The sequence below is a fragment of the Stenotrophomonas sp. FW305-C-20-S1 genome (genome assembly GCF_058783335.1).
On sequence record NZ_JBYTEK010000011.1, the window covers coordinates 47,979 to 67,893 of the forward strand.

Below are 19,915 nucleotides of genomic sequence, written 5' to 3' on the forward strand. Positions count from 1 at the left end.
ACCGGACCCACCCCGCCTTCGACAGGTTCCTGCGATCTGTTGGAACCTGCTGCTGATGGTGGGTGCCGACCGTTGGTCGGCACGAATGCCCGGAGCATGGGCTTTCGCTTTTGCTCTTTTTTGATCTTTCCGCGGTGCGCAGGAAACCGTCCGTGGCCGGGAGGGTGGGTTGGCTGGGGGCGTGAGCCGCATGGATGCGGCGACCGAGCTTACATGGACGTACTTGCAGCGTCCCCCAGCCAACCCACCCTCCCGGCCCACCCAGATATCCAGCAGACATGACCACCGCGGAGGGGGCGGCGCCCGATGGCCGGCACTCTCCACACGTCCGTTAACACCGACCATGGCATGCTCGGCGCTCAGTCCACCCGGAGCCTTGGCCATGCGCCTGTTGACCCGCCTCATCCCATTGCTGCTGCTGGCCTCCCTGCTGTCCGGCTGCGGCTACAACGCCATCCAGCAGAAGGACGAAGCGGTCAAGGCCAGCTGGTCCGAAGTGCTCAACCAGTACAAGCGCCGCGCCGACCTGGTGCCCAACCTGGTGCAGACCGTGAAAGGTTTCGCCAGCCAGGAAGAACGCGTGCTGACCGAAGTCACCAACGCCCGTTCGCGCGTTGGCCAGATCAACGTCAACGCCGACGATGAAGCCTCACTCAAGCAGTTCCAGCAGGCCCAGGGCGAACTGGGCAGTGCGCTGTCGCGCCTGCTGGTGGTTACCGAGAACTACCCGGTGCTGAAGTCCGACCAGAACTTCCGCGACCTGCAGGCGCAGCTGGAAGGCACCGAGAACCGCATCACCGTCGCCCGTGGCCGCTACATCCAGCAGGTGCAGGACTACAACACCTACATCCGCTCGTTCCCGCAGCTGATCACCGCCAAGATCTTCGGCTACCAGCCCAAGCCGAACTTCACCGTGGAAAACGAAGCGCAGATCTCCAACGCGCCGGCGGTTGATTTCGGCAACGCGCCGCAGCAGCAGCCGGCCCCGGCTCCGGGCCACTGACCGATGCGCCTGGCCGCCACACTGCTGGCCCTGCTGCTGTGGCTGCCGTTGACCGTGCAGGCGCAGACGCTGGCGCCGATTCCGGCGCTGGATTCGCCGGTGGTCGACACCACCGGCACCCTGGATGCCGCGCAGAAGCAGGCGCTGGTGCAGCAGGCGCTGGACCTGCAGCAGCGCAAGGGCAGCCAGATGCAGGTGCTGGTGGTGCCGACCACGCAGCCGGAAGACATCGCCCAGTACACCACCCGGGTGTTCGACCAGTGGCAGATCGGTCGCAAGGGCGTGGATGACGGCGTGCTGCTGGTGGTGGCCAAGGACGATCGGCGGGTGCGTATCGAACCGGGCTATGGCCTGGAAGGTGCGATTCCCGACGCGATCGCCAACCGGGTGATCCAGGAATACCTGGTGCCACGCTTCCGCGCCAATGACTATGCCGGTGGCATCACCGAGGCCACGGCGGTGCTGGTGAGGATCATCGACGGCGAAGCCCTGCCGGCGCCGGTCAGCAGCCAGCAGGGACGCGCCCCGGACGGGGGCGGTGATACCTGGATCCTGGCGTTGTTCATCGGCGTGTTCGCCGGCAGCATCCTGCGCGGCGTGTTCTCGCGGGTACCGCGTCCGCTGCGCGGTCTGCTGGGTGGTGCTGGAGCGGCGGTAGCCGCCTTCCTGTTCACTTCCACCTTGCTGGCCAGTGGCCTGGCCGGCGTGGTGGGCCTGGTGGTGGCGATGTTGTCCGGCCATCCGGGGCGCTTCGCCGGCGGTGGCGGTTGGGGCGGCGGTAGCTGGGGCGGCGGCGGCTTCGGCGGCGGGGGTGGGTTTGGCGGTGGCGGTGGCTGGGGCGGCGGTGGTGGCCGTTCCGGCGGCGGCGGCGCGTCGGGAGGCTGGTGATGATCCAACGTCTGTGCAGACATCTGTTTTCGCCATCGGTACGGCGGGCGTTCCCGCCGGCCACGCTGCAGGCGATCACCGAGGCGATCGCCGCGGGCGAGCAGCGCCATGGCGGCCAGGTGATGTTTGCCGTGGAGGCCGATCTGCCACTGCACGCGCTGTGGCACAAGGTGACCCCGCGGCAGGCGGCGGAGCATGCCTTCGCGCGCCTGCGCACCTGGGATACCGCGCACAACAACGGCGTGCTGATCTACCTGCTGCTGGCCGACCACGCCATCGAGATCGTCGCCGACCGTGGCCTGCAGGGGCGGGTCGCGCCCGAGCAGTGGCAGCGGGTCTGCACGCATCTGCGCGAAGGCCTGCGCGGCTCGCAGCCGGTGGCAGCGCTGCGCGATGCCATCGACGAGGTTTCCTCCTTGGTGGAAGGGCACTTTCCGGCCTCGGCGCGGTCCGATCAGGACGGCCTGCCGGACACGCCGCAGATCCTGGGCTGAAGCCCGGCAATCGGGCGACGGCGGCCACCACGAGGCCGCTCCCGGGCGGCGCTAGAATATCGGCATCCCTGCAAGGCGCCCTTCATGATCTATTTCCACGACATCGACCCCATCGCCCTCTCGTTGGGACCGATCAAGGTGCACTGGTACGGCATCATGTACCTGCTCGGCTTCACCGCCGCCTGGCTGCTGGGGCGCAAGCGGATCGCCGACGGGCGCCTGCCGGGCGTCGACGCCAACGGCTTCTCCGACCTGCTGTTCTACGCCATGCTCGGCGTAGTGCTGGGCGGGCGCATCGGTTACATGCTGTTCTATGCGCTGGGCGATTTCCTGCACAACCCGCTGCTGCTGTTCAAGGTGTGGGATGGTGGCATGAGCTTCCACGGTGGCCTGCTCGGCGTGATCGCGGCCTGCTGGTGGTGGTCGCGCAAGCATGCGCTGCACTTCTTCGACACCATGGATTTCATGGCGCCGCTGGTGCCGCTGGGCCTGGGCTTTGGCCGCATCGGCAACTTCATCGGCGCCGAGCTGTGGGGCAAGTACACCGACGGCAGCTGGGGCGTGGTGTTCCCGTCCGGCCTGCCGGCACCGTTGAACCAGCTCGACCACGCCACCCTGCAGTCGCAGTTCGCCAGCGGTGCGCTCAACCAGTTCGCGCGCCATCCGTCGCAGCTGTATGAAGCGCTGCTGGAAGGGCTGGTGATGTTCGCGGTGTTGTGGACGGTGTCGGCCAAGCCGCGCCATCGCTATCTCATCGGCGGCCTGTTCGCGCTGCTGTATGGCATCTTCCGCTTCGCCGTCGAGTTCGTGCGCATGCCCGACAACGGCGTCTACGTGGCCTTCGGCTGGCTGACCAAGGGCCAGATCCTGTGCGTGCCGCTGATCGCCTTCGGCCTGGTGCTGCTGGTGATGTCGCGCCGCGCGCCGGTGCTGCAGCCGCAGCCGCTGGTGACGGCGGAGGGCAGGGCATGAAGGCCTACCTGGACCTGCTCTCGCACGTGCTCGAACACGGCGCGGAGAAGAGCGACCGCACCGGTACCGGCACCCGCAGCGTGTTCGGCTGGCAGATGCGCTTCAACCTCAACGACGGCTTCCCGTTGGTCACCACCAAGAAGCTGCACCTGCGCTCGATCATCCACGAGCTGCTGTGGTTCCTGAAGGGCGATACCAACATCGGTTACCTCAAGGACAACCAGGTGCGCATCTGGGACGAGTGGGCCGACGAGAACGGCGACCTCGGCCCGGTGTACGGCAAGCAGTGGCGCAGCTGGGCCACGGCCGACGGCGGCGAGATCGACCAGATGCAGTGGCTGGTGGACGAGATCAATCGTAATCCGGATTCGCGGCGGCTGGTGGTCAGTGCCTGGAACGTGGGCGAGCTCTCGCAGATGGCGTTGATGCCGTGCCATAACCTGTTCCAGTTCTACGTGGTCGACGGCAAGCTCAGCTGCCAGCTGTACCAGCGCAGTGGCGACATCTTCCTTGGCGTACCGTTCAACATCGCCAGCTACGCACTGCTGACCCACATGGTGGCGCAGGCCACCGGCCTGGGCGTCGGCGATTTCGTGCACACGCTGGGCGACGCGCACCTGTATTCGAACCACTTCGAGCAGGCCCGCGAGCAGCTGTCGCGTGAACCGCGCGCGCTGCCGACGCTGTGGTTGAACCCGGAGGTGACCGATCTGTTCGGCTTCCAGTTCGATGACATCCGCATTGATGGCTACGATCCGCATCCGGCGATCAAGGCGCCGGTGGCGGTATGAGCGCGCGCCCACGCGTTGCGGCGCTGCTGGCGTTGGCTGGCCTGGCGCCGCTGAGCCTGGTGCAGGCGGCGCCTGCAGACACCCTCGCATTGGCCCGGCAGGTCAACGAGCAGATCGTGCACAAGCACATGCGCGGGGAATTGCAGCGCTTCGTCCGGACGCTCGATGGCAGCGCGCCACTGCCCAGCGACATGCCGGCCGGCTGCCAGGCACAGATGCGCGAAGCGGTGACCGGCATGTACGCGGCGATGGCCGAACACCTGAAGGCTGGCATCGAAGAACCCGCCTATCAGCATGAGCTTGAGCAGCGCCTGGCGGTGGTCTATTCCAGCAAGGATCTGCAGGGATTCCTGGCGCGCAGCGGCAGCACCGACGTTGCCACGCTGTCCAGGGACATCCTGTCGGGACCGGGCCTGAAGGAGATCGAGGACGCGCAGATGGACAGGATCCTCGAAGGCCTGGACGAGAATTCCACGTCGAACCCGGCGCTGGCTGCGGCGCTGCGCGCGGCCAGTGCCGCCAACGAGGCCTGTACACGCCTGCAGATCGACGCCGGCTGAGGAGGCCGCACCATGAAACTTTCGATGATCGTTGCACTGGATCGCAATCGTGGCATCGGCCAGGGCAACGCCATGCCCTGGCACCTGCCGGACGACTTCAGGCACTTCAAGGCGTTGACCCTGGGCAAGCCGATCCTGATGGGGCGCAGGACCGCCGAATCGATTGGCCGCGTGCTGCCCGGCCGAACGAACCTGGTGCTGACCCGCAGCGGCCAGGTGCCGTTCGAGGGCATGCGCGCGGTGGCCTCGCTGGACGAGGCGAAAGCGATTGCAGAGGGCGAGGGTGCCAGCGAGCTGTGCATCATTGGTGGCGGCGAGATCTTCCGCCAGCTGCTGGACCAGGCCAGTGATCTGTACCTGACCTGGGTGGATGCCGAAGTACCGGCCGATACCCATTTCCCGGAGGTGGATGAGCGCCTCTGGCAGCAGGTGGCCAGTGAGCCGCACCCGGCCGATGAGCGTCACGCCTACGCGTTCCGCTTCGTGCATTACGTCCGCCGCTGAGCGCGGCGTCCTGTAGAGCCCGGCCGTGCTCGGCTCTACAGGATCGTTCTACGGCATCCGGTAGTGGCCGATGATGGTGTGCTGGAACAGCAGGTTCTCTTCCCGCGTACCGCGCGCGATGTTGTGCAGTACCAGCGGCGTGCCGTCGGCCAGGCGCCGGTCGGAAACGATGCCTACGTGCAGCAGGCCGTTGCCGTTGAGCTTCCAGGCCACGATGTCGCCGGCGGCGAAGTCGCTGGGAAGGGCACTGATCGGTTGCTGCCAGCCGTGGCGGTCGAACCAGCGCATCAGGTTGGGCACGCGCCGGTGGTCGATGTTCCGATCCGGTCGGGACAGGCCCCAGAGGGGCGGATAGGCGCTGAAATCAGCGCGCATGTCTTCATTCACGCGGACCTGCAGGTCCAGCCCCTGCGTACGCAGGGCGCGGACCACCACGTCGGTGCATACGCCGCGATCAGCGGGCACGTCGCCACCGGGGTAGGCCAGTACCTGATAGGCAGGGTCGTAGCGGGTGGTGACGCCGACCTGTGCGCGTGCGGCAGCGACCAGCGGCGGCGAAGGTGCAGGAGCTGATGCAGGGGCGGCGGTAGCGTCGGCGCCGGCAGTCGCTGGCGACGATGAGGGCTGGCAGCCGCTGGCCAGGGCCAGCGTCAGCAGCAGCACCGTCCATGGTGCGCGGTTGCCGGGCGTCATGCCGAAGGAGGCGTTCCGTTGTTGTTGCCACCACCGCCACCACCACCACGGCGGCGGCGGCGGCGCGGACCACGGTTGCCCGGGGCGCCAGCCGTTGCAGCGTTGCCGTTGCCCTGGCTGTTGTCCTTGCCTGCCGTGCGCTCGTGTGCCGGTCGCGCGGGCGGCCGCGCGTTGGCGACCGGTGCCGGTACGTCGCGTCCCGGTACCTGCACCACGCGCAGCTCATCGGTGTCGAGCTGGATCGCGGTGAGCTTGCCACCCCACACGGCACCGGTGTCGATCGCGTGGATGCCCTGGGTGATGGTCAGGCCGAGCGCGGACCAGTGGCCGCAGACCACCTTCAGGTCGCGTTCGACCCGGCCCGGCACTTCGAACCAGGGATACAGCCCCTGTTCCTGGGTGCCCGGCGTGCCTTTGTCCTCGATGCCGATGCGGCCGCGCGAGGTGCAGTAGCGCATGCGCGTGAGCACGTTGATGATCGCCCGCGAGCGCTCGTAGCCGGTCAGGTTCGGCGCCCAGCTGGGCTTGTCGCCGTACATGTTGCGGAACAGCTTGCGGTAGCCGGCGCCGTGCAGCTGCACTTCCACTTCGGCCGCATGCTTCTCGGCCATCTGCGTGGTCCACTTCGGCGCAAGGCCGGCATGCACCATCATCCAGCCAAGCTCGCGGTCCACGTGCACCAGCTTCTGCAGGCGCAGCCAGTCCAGCAGCACATCGCGGTCTTCGGCCTGGACGATGCGCAGCAGGTCCGGGTTGACCTTGCGCTGCTCTTCCTCGGTGCGCGCACCGACGGCCAGCAGGGAAAGGTCGTGGTTGCCGAGCACCACCACGCTGTGTTCGCGCAGCGAATGCACCAGCCGCAGGGTTTCCAGTGACTGTCCACCGCGGTTGACCAGGTCGCCGCAGAACCACAGGGTGTCCTGCGCCGGATCGAACCGGATCTTCTCCAGCAGGCGCTGGGTTACGTCATAGCAGCCTTGCAGGTCGCCGATCGCCCATACACTCATCGTTCGGCCTCCGTGTCAGTGCAGGGTGCGCGGAATGGCCAGCACGAAGGGTGCGACCGGCGCGGCGAATTCGGTGCCGTCGTCGGCCACCATGTCGTAATGGCCCTGCATCGTGCCGTGCTCGGTGCCGAGCATGACACCCGAGGTGTAATGGAAGTCTTCACCCGGACGCAGACGCGGCTGTTCGCCGATCACGCCATCGCCATCGACATGCTCGACGCGGCCATTGGCATCGGTGATGCGCCAATGGCGTGCGACCAGGCGCGCGGCAACGCGGCCCTGGTTGTGGATGCGGATCGTATAGGCGAACGCATAACGACCGTCTTCCGGCGCGGATTGGTCGTCGAGGAAGCGCGGGGCGACTTCGACGGAGATGGCATAAACGTCAGCGTCTTCCATACCGGCAGTGTAATCAGGTGGCATTGGCCAAAGCGATGAATTCAGCCACGTCCAGCTGTTCGGCGCGGGCATCGGGGCGCACGCCGGCGGCCACGAACTGCTCGGCGCTGACCACGTTGTTCAGGGCATTGCGCAGGGTCTTGCGGCGTTGGCCGAAGGCGGCTTTGACCACCTCGGCGAAGCGCTTGTGGTCCTTGATGTCGATGCTGGCCGGGTCACGCGGTACCAGGCGCACCACGGCCGAATCGACCTTCGGCGGCGGCCTGAACGCACCCGGCGGCACCACGAACAGCGAGGTCACCTCGCAGTAGGCCTGCAGCATCACGCTGAGGCGGCCGAACACCTTGCTGCCGGGACCGGCAGCCATGCGGTCGACCACTTCCTTCTGCAGCATGAAGTGCATGTCCGAGACCACCGCAGCATGTTCCAGTGCATGGAACAGGATGGGCGAGGAGATGTTGTAGGGCAGGTTGCCGACCAGGCGGATCGGCTGTCCGTCGGCCAGCTCGGTGAAATCAACCCGCAGCACGTCGCGGTTGACGATGGTCAGTTCACCCAGGGGCTCGGCGGCGGCGGTCAACGGCACGATCAGGTCGCGGTCGAACTCGATCACCGTCATCTTCGGGTGCACGCGCAGCAGCGGCAGGGTGATCGCACCCTGGCCCGGGCCGATCTCGACCAGGCGGTCGCCGTCCTTGGGATTGACCGCCATCACGATCTTGTCGATGTAGTAGCGGTCGGCAAGGAAGTGCTGGCCGAGCTGCTTCTTGGCCGGGGCGGAAAACACCGGGCCGGAGGGGGAATGCGGGGAAGTCATGTGCTCAGTGTACGTTGCCGCGCCAGCCGCGCACACAGCGTTGTGGCGGCCTGCAGGCTGGAAGGATCGGCAATGCCGCGGCCGGCAAGATCCAGCGCGGTGCCGTGGTCCACCGCCACGCGCGGATAGGGCAGGCCCAGGGTCAGGTTCACCGCCTGCTCGAAGCCGGAGTACTTCAGCACCGGCAGGCCCTGGTCGTGGTACATGGCCAGCACGGTGTCGAAGCCGGCCAGCTTGGCCGGCAGGAACGCGGTATCGGCCGGCAGCGGACCGATCAGGTCCATGCCCTCGCTGCGCAGGCGCTGCAGCAGGGGGATGACCAGATCCAGTTCCTCGCGACCGAGGTGGCCGTCTTCGCCGGCATGCGGGTTCAGGCCAAGCACGGCGATGCGCGGTGCGGCCAGGCCGAACTCGCGGCGCAGCGCGGCATGCACGGTGCGCAGGGTGTGTTCCAGGCCGGGCGCGGTGATCGCATCGGCGACCTCGCGCAGCGGCAGGTGGGTCGTGGCCAGGGCAACGCGGACGATGTCGTTGGCCAGCATCATCACTACCTTCACCCCGGCCTGGTCGGCCAGCAGTTCGGTGGTGCCGCTGTAGGCGATGCCGCCCTGGTTGATCACCGCCTTGTGCACCGGGCCGGTCACTACGCCGTGCAGTTCACCGGACAGGCAGGCCTGGCCCGCACCGAGCAGGGCACCGATCACCGCACCTGCGTTGGCAGGGTCGGTATGGCCGAAACGGCTGGGGGCGCGGTTGGCGACGGCGCGCAGGCGCAGATCGCCGGGGACGCGTGCGTGTGCGTCCTCGGGCAGCAGTTGCAGGGGCAGATCCAGCGCGGCTGCGGCCGCGCGCAGGGTGTCCGGATCGGCGAATGCCAGCAGCCGGCAATCATCGCGCGGCTGCTGGACCAGTCGGACACACAGTTCCGGGCCGATCCCGGCGGGCTCGCCCGGTACCAGAGCGAGCTCGGGGAGCATGGCTCAGGACTGCGGAGGCGTGGCGGTATTTTCCGCCCGGTCACCGCTGCGGAAGCTGACGTAGGCTTCGCCACGCAGCTCCTGCAGGAAGCGGTTGTACTCGTCTTCCAGCTTGCGGCGACCGATGGTCTCGCGGACCTGGGCGCGCTGGTTGTCACTGCCGACGTCGGTCTGGCGGGTGCCCACGCGCTGCACGATGTGCCAGCCCGCATCGGTGCGGAACGGCTGGCTTACGCCGCCGTCCTGGATGCCTGCCACCTGCTGGCCGAAGGCCGGGCCGAACGCGTCGGCCGGGAACCAGCCCAGATCGCCGCCCTGGCCCTTGCTGTTGGTGTCCTCGGACGATTCCTTGGCCACCTGCTGGAAGTCGGCACCGCCGGCAATACGCGCACGCAGGGTGTCGATCTTGGCCTTGGCCGCCGCGTCGGACTGGGCATCGTCCACGCGCACCAGGATATGGCGGCCGTGGTACTCGGTGACCGTGTGGGTGCCTGCCGCCGCGCTGGCGTCACGCACTTCCACCAGCTTCAGCAGCTGGAAGCCGCTCGGGCCACGGATCGGGCCGACCACTTCGCCGGGCTTCATCTGCTGCATCGTCTGTGCGAACGCGGCCGGGATTTCATCCAGGGTGCGCCAGCCGAGGTCGCCGCCTTCCAGCGCATTGGGGCTGTCGGAATAGCGCACGGCCGCCGCATTGAAGTCCAGTTCGCCCTTGTCCAGCAGGGCCTTCACGCCATCAGCCTTCTTCTGGCCGGTGGCGATCTGCTCGGCGCTGGCACCGTCGGGCAGGGCGACCAGGATGTGTGCGAGGTGGAACTGGTTGCCGGCATCGGCCTGCTGCTTCAGGGCAGCATCGACCTCGCCTTCGCTGACGCTGATGCGGCTCTGCGCGAAGCTCTGGCGCAGGCGCTGCACGGTGATCTCGTCACGCACCGAGGCGCGGAAATCGTTGAAATCGATACCGTCACTGGCCAGGCGCTGGCGCAGGGCATCCAGGGTCGAGCCGTTCTGCTGGGCGATGGCATTCATCGCCTGGGTCAGTTCCTGGTCGCTGACACGGATGCCGCTGCCCTGGGCACGGGCCACCTGCAGCTTGACCAGCACCAGGCGCTCGAGCACCTGGCGGCTGAGCACGTCATCGGGCGGCAGCTGGGCCTCGCGGCCGGCGTACTGCGCCTTGATGTTGGCGATCGCACGCTGGAGCTCGCTCTGCAGGATCACGTCCTCATCGACGACAGCAGCGATGCGATCCAACGGCTGGGCCTCCTGCGCAAGAACCTGCAGGGGGGCGGACACGCTGGACACCGCCAGAAGCGATGCGAGGAGAACGGGGAAGCTCTTGGTCATGGGATCTGATTCGGATCGTAGTCATCGCGGGTCGCTCCGGTGTTGCTGGGCGGCACGAGATAGAGGTCGTCGCGGTTGTAGCCGAGGATAGCACGGCGCAAAGTGCGGTCCGTGTCCTGGCCGAGGGAGCTCAAGCCCTTGAGCACGAACTCGAGCTGGATGGAGTTGTTCATTTCGCCTTCGCGGTTGCGTACGTAGCGGCGGGCCACGGCGCGCACGGCCAGGCAGCAGCTGTCCCACTGTACGCCACCGATGATCTCCAGCGGTTCCTTGTCCTGGATCGAGTAGTAGTAGCGGCCGACCAGGCTCCAGCGCTCGTTCAGCGGGTACAGGAACGACAGGTCGGCCTGTTCCAGCAGGGTGCGGTCATGCTTGTTGGCGGTGGCCGGGGCGCCGGAATTGATGCGGTAACGGTAGGTCAGGTTGACCACGCCGTCGTTGGACATCAGGTAGCGGGCACGCACGCTGGCCAGGTCCTCGCGCTTGTACTTGGGATCCCACTGGTAGGTGGCGCCCAGCGTCCAGCGGTCGTTGATCATGTAGTTGCCGTCGGCGATCCAGGCCGACTTGCCCTTTTCCACCGGTGCGCCACCGGGGACCACGCTCACCCGCGACTCGTCGAAGTACTGGATCTGGCCGATGGAGGCCGAGAAACGCTCCTTGCCGGTGGTCTGGTCGATGAAGCGGGTACTCAGGGCCACGGTCAGCTGGTTGGCGTCGTTCTGGCGATCGGCGCCGGTATAGCGCGAATCGCGGAACAGCTGGCCCCAGCTGAAGGTGAAGTCGCGGGTATCGAAGATCGGCAGCTCGTCCTGGTCGCGGTAGGGCGTGCGCAGGTAGAACAGGCGCGGTTCCAGGGTCTGCAGGAACGACTTGCCACCGATCTTCGTCTCACGGTCGAAGAACAGGCCGGCATCGAGGCTGGCGATCGGCAGGCTGCGGCTGGGCGAGGTGTTGCCGCGCAGCTGTTCGGGGGTAGCGGTGGCCGGGTCGATGCCCTGCGAGCGCAGGATCTGGCCGCGGATGCCGTTCACGCCATCAACCAGGCCGCGGTCCAACTGGTAACCGGTATAGCGGTAGGCCAGCGTGGGCGTGACATACCAGGCCGCGCCGCTGATCGGGAACGACACGTACGGTTTCAGGTCCAGTCGCGAGCCGCCGCTGACGCCGATGCCCTCGGTCTGCCGGCTGCCGTTTCGGGTGTACTGCAGGTCCGGTCCCGCATCGGCGCCGTACTTGAAGTTGATGTCGTCGTGGGTGAAGCGCACGGCCTCGGCGTAGACACCGGTCTCCAGCCACGGCAGCAGCGGCTTGTCCCAGTTGAAGTACAGGCGCGGCTGGCGGTTGTAGGCCAGCGCACTCTCGTTGAGGGTGTAGTCGGTCAGCTGCCAGCGGTCGGCCATGATGCCGGCCGTCCAGTTCTTGCCGGTGCCGTACAGGCCGACGGTGCTCTGCAGGTTTGACGCGGTGACGCCCACCAGGCGGTTGGCGAAGTCTTCCACGTAGCGTTCGTCGCTGACCCAGGCCAGGTTGGCGCGGGCCTGCCAGTGGTCGTCGAGGTTGTGGTAGCCGCCGAACATCACCCGGCCGCGGTCGCGGTCGCGCAGTTTGTCGTTGGGCATGAACGCGGTCAGCAGTTCGCCGCGGCCGCCGTTGTAGAGGTAGCGGAACTCGTTGTCGAGCATCAGGCCGCGTTGGCTCATGTAACGCGGGGTCAACGTGTCGTCGTAGTTCGGCGCCAGGTTGAAGTAGATCGGCTGTGCGTAATCGAAACCGTTGCGGCCGGACATGCCCAGCTGCGGGAACAGCAGGCCGGTCTTGCGCCGGTCATCGATCGGGAACTTGAAGTAGGGCGCCCACAGCACCGGCACCTTGCCGATCCGCAGCACCGCGTTGCGGGCGGTGCCGAAGCCTTCGTCGTTGTCGACTTCGATCTCCGGGGCGGTCAGCTTCCACACCGGCTGCGACGGGTCGCAGGTGGTGTAGGTGGAGCGGTGCATCTGCCCGACCGCGCCCTGCAGGTCGACCGATTCGGCTTCACCGTTGCCGCGGCGGGACACCAACTGGTACTGGATGTCGGTGATCTTGTGGGTGTCGCTTTCCTGGTTGCCCTCGGCGCGCTTGGCGACCATCCGGATCGAGGCATCCTGGTAGCGGACGTTGCCGTCGGCGACATAGTTGCCGCTTTCGGTATCGAAGCTGAGCTTGTCGGTGCCCACGAACTGGTCGCCCCGGCGCAGCGCCACGTTGCCCTGGTACTGCGGCACGGTGGTGGTGCCCAGCAGCTGGTCGCCCTCGATGTCGGTGGGCTGCTGTTCGCGCGCAGCGCTGGCGGCAGCCTTGTCCTGGCCGGGCACCGGGGTCGGTGCGTCGGTGAACGCAGGGATCACGTCGGTGGCCGGGCAAAGGCCCCAGTTGAGCGGCTTGTCATCAGCCCATGCCGGAAGGCAGACGGCGATGCTCAGGGGCAGGGGAAGCAGGCGGAGGGCTCGGCGCACGCGGTTCGGATTCGGGCGAAAACGGACGGTAGCTTGCCCCATCCCTTGCATAGGGGCAATGAAGGCCTCCCCGGATTGCCGGTTCGGGTTCATCCAGGCCCGTTGCCGGAAGGCGTCGCCATCAGTGCCTGCAGGTGGGCCACGCTGCACTCGGCCAAGGCCTGCAGGTCGTATCCTCCCTCCAGCATCGACACCACCCGGCCGGCGGCATGGCGGCGTGCCAGCGCGTGCAGTTCGCGGATGATCCAGGCGAAATCGTCGGTCTCCAGCATCAGGTCGGCCTGCGGGTCGCGCAGGTGGGCGTCGAAGCCTGCCGAGATCAGCAGCAGCTGGGGGCGGAAGTCGTCGATCGCCGGCAGCATCTCGTCGGCCCAGACGTTGCGGAAGCGGAAGCCGCCACTGCCGGGCGGCAGCAGGATGTTCATCAGGTTGCCGGCGCCGCGGTCACGGCGCAGGCCGGACTCGGGGAACAGCCCGGCCTGGTGGGTGCTGTAGTAGGACACCCGTGCGTCGTGCTGGAAGATGTCCTGGGTGCCGTTGCCGTGGTGGACGTCGAAGTCGACCACTGCGATCCGCTCCAGACCGTGGCGGTCGCGGGCGTAGGCGGCGGCGATGGCGATGTTGTTGAGCAGGCAGAAGCCCATCGCGGTGCTGCTGGTGGCATGGTGGCCGGGCGGGCGCACCGCGCAGAAGGCCAGCGGATCCTCGCCCAGCATCACCGCATCGACGGCCGCGACACCTGCGCCGGCGGCGTGCACCGCGGCGCTGGCCGAGCCCGGCGAGGTCCAGGTGTCCATGTCCAGCTGGCGCAGCGGTGCGCTCTGCGGTTGCAGTACCAGATCCAGCAGCGCGCTGTCGTGGACCCGGGTCAGTTCACCGAACTTGGCCGGCGGCGCTTCGCGCCAATCCAGTTGGCCGGGGAAGGCCTCGTGCAGCGCGTCGAGCACCACCTGCAGGCGTTGCGGGCATTCAGGATGGCCAGGGCCCGGGTCGTGCAGCAGGCAGGCGGGATGGGTGAAGACCAGCACGGCGGCTCAGCGCTGGCGATGCTGTGGTTGCCACAGCGCTTCGCCGTGGCCATCGGCCCGTGCCAGCACCCGGGCCAGCACGAACAGCAGGTCTGACAGCCGGTTGAGGTACTGCAGCGCCTCGCTGCGTACCGGTTCCACGCGGGCCAGGGCGACCGTGTCGCGCTCGGCGCGGCGGACCACGGTGCGCGCCAGGTGGCAGCGCGCGGCGGCCTCGCCACCGGCCGGCAGGATGAACTCCTTCAGCATCGGCAGGTCGGCGTTGTAGTGGTCCAGCTGCTGCTCCAGCGCCGACACATCAGCGGCGTGGATCGCCGCATGGCCGGGAATGCACAGTTCGGCGCCCAGATCGAACAGCTGGTGCTGCAGGTGCACCACCAGCGCGCGGACGTCCTCCGGCAGCGGCACGGCCAACAACAGGCCGAGCGTGGCGTTGGCTTCATCGACGGTGCCATAGGACGCAACACGCAGGTCATCCTTGCCGACCCGGCTGCCGTCACCCAGGCCGGTGCTGCCGTCGTCGCCGGTGCGGGTGTAGATGCGCGAGAGGCGATGACCCATGGCGTGGCTCAGTGGTGGATGTCGCGGCGGGCCTGCAGGAGCTTGAGCACCTGCTCCACGGCCAGCTGCAGTGCGGCGGCCAGGGCCACGTAGATCGCGGTGGTGCGCAGGTAGGGGCCGAACCACTGGGCGTAGTTCTGTGCCCATCCGGCCACGGTCGGCTCGGCCACGTTCTGGCTGGTCCAGTAGAAACCGCCCTGCGCCAGCAGATGGCACAGCGCCACCGACGCCACCAGCAGCAAGGCACCCTTGCCCAGCACCGACCACTGCGCGCTGCGGTAGTTGCGGCCCAGCAACATGCCGCCGGCCCACATCGCGAAGTAGGCCGGCAACAGCAGCCAGTAGCCCGGCGATACGCAGTAGTGCTGCCAGAAGTCGAGGCCGCTGCTGCGGATCACGATCCAGTCGACCAGCACCGCGAACACCATCAGCAGCGGAAACGCCCAGCGGGTCCAGCGGGCGAGATAGAAGCCGCCGATGAAGAACACCGCCCAGGAGGCGTCCGGGATTGCCGCGAAGTGATTGACGCGGGTCGCCGCCAGCAACAGCACGAGCACTGACAGGACGAAGGCGCGGGGGGCGGAGTCGGACATGGCGGTGGGCCGGAGCGGATTCAGGTTTCATTCTAGCCCGGCGCGGCGCTTGGCGCAGGCGGGGCGGCGTGGGGCATGCCGGCGCGGCGAGCGCGTATCATGCGCCCATGAGTGAACGACATGACGTGCTGATCGTCGGTGGCGGTCTGGTGGGTGCCAGCCTGGCCATCGCCCTGGACCGCCTGGGCCGCGACGTGGGCCTGCTCGAAGCCAGCCCGGCCGGGGAACTGCCGGCGGTGTTCGACCAGCGCAACCTCAGTTTTGCCGCCGCCACGATCAACGCGCTGACCGTGCTGGGGGTCATGCAGAAGCTGTCGATGGCGCCCGGTCCGATCCGCCGCATCCATGTCAGCCGCGCCGGCGATTTCGGCCGGGTGCAGCTCGATGCCGCAGAGTACGACCGGCCATGGTTCGGCCAGGTGGTGGTGGCGCGTGATTTCGGCCAGGCGCTGGAAAGCCGGCTACAGGAGTTGTCACGGCTGCGCCGCTACCGGCCGATGCGTTTCCTTGGCCTGGGCGAGGTGATTGACGGCTACCGCCAGGTGCGGGTGGCCGATGACAGTGGCGAGCGGGTGCTGCTGGCGCGGCTGGTGGTCGGTGCCGACGGCACCAGCAGCGGCGTGCGCGATGCGCTGGGCATCGACGTTGATCGCCACGACTTCCAGCAGACGCTGTTCGTGGCCCGCGTGCGCAGCCAGCGCGCGCCCGATGGCACCGCCTGGGAGCGTTTCACCGATACCGGCCCGACGGCGTTGCTGCCGCGTGGCGACCGCCATTTCGGTACTGTGCACGGGGTTGCCCGTGACCAGGCCGAGGCGGTGATGGCGCTGGACGACACCGCCTGGCTGCAGCGCCTGCAGCAGGCCATCGGCTGGCGGGCGGGCCGCCTGCTCGACTCCGGCCCGCGCAGTGCCTATCCGCTGATCCAGGTACTGGCGCGCGCGCTGGTGGGGGAGCGCTCGGTGCTGCTGGGCAATGCCGCGCAGACCATCCACCCGCTGGGTGCGCAGGGTTTCAACCTCGGCCTGCGCGACGCATTGACGTTGGCCGAGCTGCTGGAAGTGGAGGGCGATGCCGGCAGCGATGCACTGTTGCGATCCTACGTGGACCGCCGCGAAGAAGATCGACGGCAGACGGTGGCGTTCTCCGGCGGTCTTGCCCGGCTGACCAGCAATCCGGCGCCGCTGCTGCGCCCCCTGCGCAGCCTGGGCCTGGTGGCCGCACAGCGCGCCTCGGTGCAGTCGATGCTGGTTGGTGGTGCGATGGGCTTCCGTGGCGATGTGCCGCGCCTGTGCCGTGGAGAAGCCGCATGAACCGGCGCGCACGCCTGGACGTGGCCATCGTTGGCGGCGGTGTGGTCGGCGCCGCCTGTGCGCTGGCGCTGGCCGATGCCGGCCTTGCCGTAACGCTGGTGGAAGGGCGTGAACCGGCACCATGGCAGGCCGCACAGCCGGATCTGCGGGTGTTCGCCTTCGCCGCCGACAACGTGCAGTTGCTTGAGCGTCTCGGCGTGTGGCCGACGATCGCGCAGGCACGCGCCTGGCCATACCGGCGCATGCAGGTGTGGGACGCGGCCGGTGGCGACGACCTGCTGTTCGACGCCGATCGCTTCGGCCGACGCGAGCTGGGTTTCATCGTCGAGAACGGCTTGCTGCAGGATCGCCTGTGGGCGGCGCTGCCGGCAGCTGGCGTGGAGCTGCATTGCCCGGCGCGGGTGGAAGCGCTTGAGCAGGACGAGCACGCTGTGCGCCTGCGCCTGGATGATGGCCGTCGCATCGAAGCCGCACTGGCGGTGGCTGCCGACGGCGCTGAATCGACCCTGCGCGGACTGGCCGGGATCGACGTTGAACGCCACGACTACCAGCAGCGCGGTGTAGTCGCCTATGTGGACAGCGAGCTGCCCAACCAGGCCACGGCCTGGCAGCGCTTCCTGCCGACCGGTCCGCTGGCGCTGTTGCCGGTGGCCGAGCGCCGCAGTTCCATCGTCTGGACGTTGCCCGACGACGAGGCGGCACGCGTACTGGCCCTGGACGAAGACGCATTCAATCGTGAACTGACCCGCGCTTTCGCCGCGCGCCTGGGTGAACTGCGGCTGGCCTCGCCGCGCGCGGCCTTCCCGCTGCGCCGGCAGCTTGCCCGCCACTACGTGGCCGGTCGCGTGCTGGCGCTGGGCGATGCCGCCCACGTGGTGCATCCGCTGGCCGGGCAGGGTGTCAATCTTGGCCTGCGCGATGTCGCCGCCCTGCAGCACTGGCTGGCGCCGTCGGCCGAACGGCGTGGACAACCCCGGTTGTCGCCGCAGCGCGTGCAGCGCTGGGCGCGTGAGCGTCGCAGCGACAACCAGATCGCCGCCTACAGCTTCGACGCGATCAACCGGCTGTTCTCCAACGACGAGATGCACCTGACCCTGGCGCGTGGGCGCGCGCTGGGCTGCGTAGGCAAGTGGCCGCCGCTTGTGCAGGCCTTCTGGAAGCGCGCCGCAGGGGTGTGACGGCGAGGCCCTGGTACATGCCAACCTCGGTTGGCGCGTCGATCGGGCATCCTCGCCCCAGCTGGAGTGAGGGCCTTCCGGGCTTGTGCCAACCAAGGTTGGCACCTACCAAAAGCGGGTCATGCCGGTCTGCAGCGAATCGCTTCTGTAGACGCCAACCTTGGTTGGCGCGCGAGCCCCGGATCATCCGCCGGTAGCGCCGGGCCATGCCCGGCGAGCGCGTAGCGCGGTTCACCGATCCCGCCGGGCGTGGCCCGGCGCTACCGGAATCGGGTCAATCGATCAGCCAACCGGCAAGGTCAGCGCGGTCCAGCTTGCCGCGACGCTTGCTGTCCAATGCGTTGAACTCATCGGAAAGCGCCGGATTGGCCAGTGCTTCGTCACGGCTGATGAAACCATCAGCGTTCACGTCCAGCTCGGCGAAATGGATGCGGTACTGGCCGACCACGCTGGCCGGCGCCAGCGAGCGCACCGTTACCGGGGTTTCGCCCAGCGGCACCACGATGTCGACGCTGCCGGTCACGCGGCCGGCCGACAGTGACTGCTGTCGGACCACGCCACTGTCATCGCGCAGCGGAGCACTTTGTGCCGGCTGCGGGCGCGCCGGTTGTGCCAGTGCCGGCGACGCCAGCACCGCGGTACACAGCAGCAGGGATATGCGCAGGGTGTTCATCAGCGCAGCGGCGACGCCAGCACCGTGATTTCCTCACGGTCGTGGTACAGCTGCTTGGCACGTACCACCAGCGGCTTGCCAGCCTGCTCCTGGAACAGGTCCAGGCACAGGCGGGTTTCATCCCAGCGCTTCTTCATCGGCAGCTTCAGGTTGAAGATCGCGTGCCTGCACCAGCCCTCGCGGAACCAGGTGGCCATGCGTTCGGCGACGCGACGCGGCTGCTCGACCATGTCGCAGACCATCCAGTCCAGCGGCTGCTCCGGGTGCCAATGGAAACCATCGGCGCGCAGGTGTTCGACCAGGCCGGTGTCCAGCACGTGCTGGCGCAGCGGGCCGTTGTCGATGCTCAGCACATGCACGTGCTGGCGGGTCAGTACCCAGGTCCAGCCGCCGGGTGCCGCGCCCAGGTCGGCCGCACGCATGCCCGGACGCACCAGCGCTTCGCGTTCTTCCGGGGCAAGCAGGGTCAGCAGTGCCTCGTCCAGCTTCAATGCCGAGCGCGAGGGTGCGTCGGGCAACAGCTTCAGGCGCGGAATGCCCAACGCCCAGGGTGCACTGTCGTCCGGGTTGGCCACGCAGATGAAGGCATGCGTGCCATCGACGAACACCACGTGCAGGCGCGGCAAGCGTGCGTTGGGTTTGTCGCTGAGTTTGCCGGCCTTGCGCAGCGCCGGGCGCAGGGCATTGCCGAAGGCACGCGCGAGCCCGGACAGCGGTTTGCCGGCGTCCGAATCGGGATGCTCCACCCACAGATCACCGAAGCGCGGCGCATCGGCCAGCACGTCCAGCATCGGCGTGATGCGGTCGGCCGGGTCCAGCTGCGGCAGCTCGGCCAGCACCACCAGCTTCTGGCGGGCGAAGATCAGCTCGCGCCACGGCAGTCGCGGTGCAAGCGCTGCGGCTTCATCGCACATGAAGAGCACGTAGCCGTCGTTGCGCTGGGTACGGGCGTAACCGGCAAAACCGGCGGTGCCTGCGCGGAACTGCAGTTCGCCGGCCAGCTCGGGCTCGAAGCCCTGCCGGCACAGGCACAGCAGGCCGATGCCGGCCTCAGTAACGGGCGCCATCGCTTTCCCCATAGGCACGCAGCACGCTGCGCGCCGCATCGCGGTTCAGGCCCTGCACCACTTCGATGCCGCGCTTGTTGAGCTCGCCCACCCAGTCGGCCGGCAGCGGGCCTTCATCGAACGGGGTCAGTTCTTCCACGTCGGCCGAACTGGCGCCGATCAGCAGGCGGTCGATGCCGGCCCACACGGTGGCGCCGTAGCACTGGCAGCACGGCTGCGAGCTGGTGGCCAGGGTGATCGGCGACAGCACCGCGTTCAGGCGCGGGGTCTGCAGGCGCTGCTGGGCCAGCATGTAGGCCATGTTCTCGGCGTGCGCCAGCGAGGTCGAATGCGGCATCACCCGGTTCACGCCGGCAGCGATCACCTTGTCATCCGGCCCGAACACCACGGCGCCGAACGGGCCGCCACTGGCGTGGTCGACGTTCAGCCGCGACAGCTCGATCGCCAGCGCGACCTTGGCCTCGTCGCCCGGATATCGACGATCCAGGTCGATCTGGTCGTGGATCCAGGCGGGAAGGGTCAGGTGGACTTGCGCGTACAGCATCGCGGGGG

Annotated in this window: 22 protein-coding genes; 9 read left to right on the forward strand and 13 right to left on the reverse strand. The window is 68.0% G+C overall.

From position 1 onward, the window contains the following. Window positions 1-382: 382 nt before the first annotated feature. From AC3WTC_RS08035 to AC3WTC_RS08065, 7 genes are all read left to right on the forward strand, one after another. Window positions 383-1,003 (forward strand): LemA family protein, encoded by a 621-nt coding sequence (locus AC3WTC_RS08035; RefSeq protein ID WP_025877902.1) that lies wholly within the window; start codon window positions 383-385, stop codon window positions 1,001-1,003. A gap of 3 nt (window positions 1,004-1,006) precedes the next feature. Then, window positions 1,007-1,891, forward strand: a complete 885-nt coding sequence (locus AC3WTC_RS08040) for a TPM domain-containing protein (protein ID WP_208082836.1) — start codon at window positions 1,007-1,009, stop codon at window positions 1,889-1,891. Beyond that, entirely contained in the window at window positions 1,891-2,385 is a 495-nt protein-coding gene (locus AC3WTC_RS08045; protein ID WP_025877906.1) for a TPM domain-containing protein, read from the forward strand. The genes AC3WTC_RS08040 and AC3WTC_RS08045 overlap by 1 nt, the downstream gene beginning before the upstream one ends. Window positions 2,386-2,469: 84 nt before the next feature. Then, the gene (gene lgt, locus AC3WTC_RS08050) at window positions 2,470-3,357 is read left to right on the forward strand and encodes a prolipoprotein diacylglyceryl transferase (RefSeq protein ID WP_025877907.1); all 888 of its coding nucleotides are present in this window, start codon (window positions 2,470-2,472) and stop codon (window positions 3,355-3,357) included. After that, window positions 3,354-4,148 (forward strand): thymidylate synthase, encoded by a 795-nt coding sequence (locus tag AC3WTC_RS08055; RefSeq protein ID WP_080149983.1) that lies wholly within the window; start codon window positions 3,354-3,356, stop codon window positions 4,146-4,148. The genes lgt and AC3WTC_RS08055 overlap by 4 nt, the downstream gene beginning before the upstream one ends. Next, window positions 4,145-4,708 carry a hypothetical protein gene (locus AC3WTC_RS08060; RefSeq protein ID WP_032974939.1) on the forward strand — a complete coding sequence of 188 codons (564 nt, stop codon included), beginning with the start codon at window positions 4,145-4,147 and terminating at the stop codon, window positions 4,706-4,708. Before AC3WTC_RS08055 ends, AC3WTC_RS08060 begins: the two co-directional genes overlap by 4 nt. Before the next feature lie 12 nt (window positions 4,709-4,720). Next, window positions 4,721-5,212: a dihydrofolate reductase gene (locus AC3WTC_RS08065; RefSeq protein WP_025877911.1), complete on the forward strand. Its 492-nt coding sequence runs from the start codon at window positions 4,721-4,723 to the stop codon at window positions 5,210-5,212. A 48-nt stretch (window positions 5,213-5,260) separates the two neighbouring features. Here the strand turns inward: AC3WTC_RS08065 and AC3WTC_RS08070 are convergent, their stop codons facing one another. The 10 genes from AC3WTC_RS08070 to AC3WTC_RS08115 all read right to left on the reverse strand — a co-directional run bounded on the left by AC3WTC_RS08070 (window position 5,261) and on the right by AC3WTC_RS08115 (window position 15,132). Continuing rightward, window positions 5,261-5,905 carry a DUF1287 domain-containing protein gene (locus AC3WTC_RS08070; RefSeq protein WP_025877912.1) on the reverse strand — a complete coding sequence of 215 codons (645 nt, stop codon included), beginning with the start codon at window positions 5,903-5,905 and terminating at the stop codon, window positions 5,261-5,263. Continuing rightward, window positions 5,902-6,912, reverse strand: a complete 1,011-nt coding sequence (locus AC3WTC_RS08075) for a symmetrical bis(5'-nucleosyl)-tetraphosphatase (RefSeq protein ID WP_033830390.1) — start codon at window positions 6,910-6,912, stop codon at window positions 5,902-5,904. Before AC3WTC_RS08075 ends, AC3WTC_RS08070 begins: the two co-directional genes overlap by 4 nt. A 15-nt stretch (window positions 6,913-6,927) precedes the next feature. Continuing rightward, complete coding sequence (gene apaG / locus AC3WTC_RS08080; protein WP_025877914.1) at window positions 6,928-7,311, reverse strand: Co2+/Mg2+ efflux protein ApaG; 384 nt, start codon at window positions 7,309-7,311, stop codon at window positions 6,928-6,930. Between the two features lie 13 nt (window positions 7,312-7,324). Beyond that, window positions 7,325-8,128, reverse strand: a complete 804-nt coding sequence (rsmA, locus tag AC3WTC_RS08085) for a 16S rRNA (adenine(1518)-N(6)/adenine(1519)-N(6))-dimethyltransferase RsmA (protein ID WP_492711262.1) — start codon at window positions 8,126-8,128, stop codon at window positions 7,325-7,327. Then, complete coding sequence (gene pdxA / locus AC3WTC_RS08090; protein ID WP_140227963.1) at window positions 8,125-9,105, reverse strand: 4-hydroxythreonine-4-phosphate dehydrogenase PdxA; 981 nt, start codon at window positions 9,103-9,105, stop codon at window positions 8,125-8,127. Before pdxA ends, rsmA begins: the two co-directional genes overlap by 4 nt. Window positions 9,106-9,108: 3 nt before the next feature. Beyond that, window positions 9,109-10,452: a peptidylprolyl isomerase gene (locus AC3WTC_RS08095; protein ID WP_032974943.1), complete on the reverse strand. Its 1,344-nt coding sequence runs from the start codon at window positions 10,450-10,452 to the stop codon at window positions 9,109-9,111. Then, the gene (lptD, locus tag AC3WTC_RS08100) at window positions 10,449-12,950 is read right to left on the reverse strand and encodes an LPS-assembly protein LptD (RefSeq protein ID WP_223483370.1); all 2,502 of its coding nucleotides are present in this window, start codon (window positions 12,948-12,950) and stop codon (window positions 10,449-10,451) included. The genes AC3WTC_RS08095 and lptD overlap by 4 nt, the downstream gene beginning before the upstream one ends. Before the next feature lie 89 nt (window positions 12,951-13,039). Beyond that, window positions 13,040-13,978 carry a histone deacetylase family protein gene (locus AC3WTC_RS08105; RefSeq protein ID WP_492711263.1) on the reverse strand — a complete coding sequence of 313 codons (939 nt, stop codon included), beginning with the start codon at window positions 13,976-13,978 and terminating at the stop codon, window positions 13,040-13,042. A gap of 6 nt (window positions 13,979-13,984) precedes the next feature. Continuing rightward, window positions 13,985-14,539, reverse strand: a complete 555-nt coding sequence (locus AC3WTC_RS08110; protein WP_025877925.1) for a cob(I)yrinic acid a,c-diamide adenosyltransferase — start codon at window positions 14,537-14,539, stop codon at window positions 13,985-13,987. 8 nt (window positions 14,540-14,547) lie between these two features. Beyond that, window positions 14,548-15,132: a hypothetical protein gene (locus AC3WTC_RS08115; RefSeq protein ID WP_025877927.1), complete on the reverse strand. Its 585-nt coding sequence runs from the start codon at window positions 15,130-15,132 to the stop codon at window positions 14,548-14,550. 107 nt (window positions 15,133-15,239) lie between these two features. Between AC3WTC_RS08115 and ubiH the strand changes: the two genes are divergently transcribed. Together ubiH and AC3WTC_RS08125 are read left to right on the forward strand one after the other, a co-directional pair. Beyond that, window positions 15,240-16,445: a 2-octaprenyl-6-methoxyphenyl hydroxylase gene (ubiH, locus tag AC3WTC_RS08120; RefSeq protein WP_492711264.1), complete on the forward strand. Its 1,206-nt coding sequence runs from the start codon at window positions 15,240-15,242 to the stop codon at window positions 16,443-16,445. Continuing rightward, window positions 16,442-17,623, forward strand: a complete 1,182-nt coding sequence (locus AC3WTC_RS08125; RefSeq protein WP_080149978.1) for a UbiH/UbiF family hydroxylase — start codon at window positions 16,442-16,444, stop codon at window positions 17,621-17,623. Before ubiH ends, AC3WTC_RS08125 begins: the two co-directional genes overlap by 4 nt. A 274-nt stretch (window positions 17,624-17,897) precedes the next feature. Here the strand turns inward: AC3WTC_RS08125 and AC3WTC_RS08130 are convergent, their stop codons facing one another. From AC3WTC_RS08130 to AC3WTC_RS08140, 3 genes are read right to left on the reverse strand one after another with little or no spacing between them, the layout of a single operon-like run. Further along, on the reverse strand, window positions 17,898-18,296 hold the full coding sequence (locus AC3WTC_RS08130) for an EF-hand domain-containing protein (RefSeq protein WP_059066056.1): 399 nt from the start codon (window positions 18,294-18,296) through the stop codon (window positions 17,898-17,900). Next, the gene (rlmM, locus tag AC3WTC_RS08135) at window positions 18,296-19,363 is read right to left on the reverse strand and encodes a 23S rRNA (cytidine(2498)-2'-O)-methyltransferase RlmM (protein WP_492711265.1); all 1,068 of its coding nucleotides are present in this window, start codon (window positions 19,361-19,363) and stop codon (window positions 18,296-18,298) included. Before rlmM ends, AC3WTC_RS08130 begins: the two co-directional genes overlap by 1 nt. Beyond that, complete coding sequence (locus tag AC3WTC_RS08140) at window positions 19,347-19,907, reverse strand: nucleoside deaminase (RefSeq protein ID WP_033830398.1); 561 nt, start codon at window positions 19,905-19,907, stop codon at window positions 19,347-19,349. The genes rlmM and AC3WTC_RS08140 overlap by 17 nt, the downstream gene beginning before the upstream one ends. Window positions 19,908-19,915 lie beyond the last annotated feature (8 nt).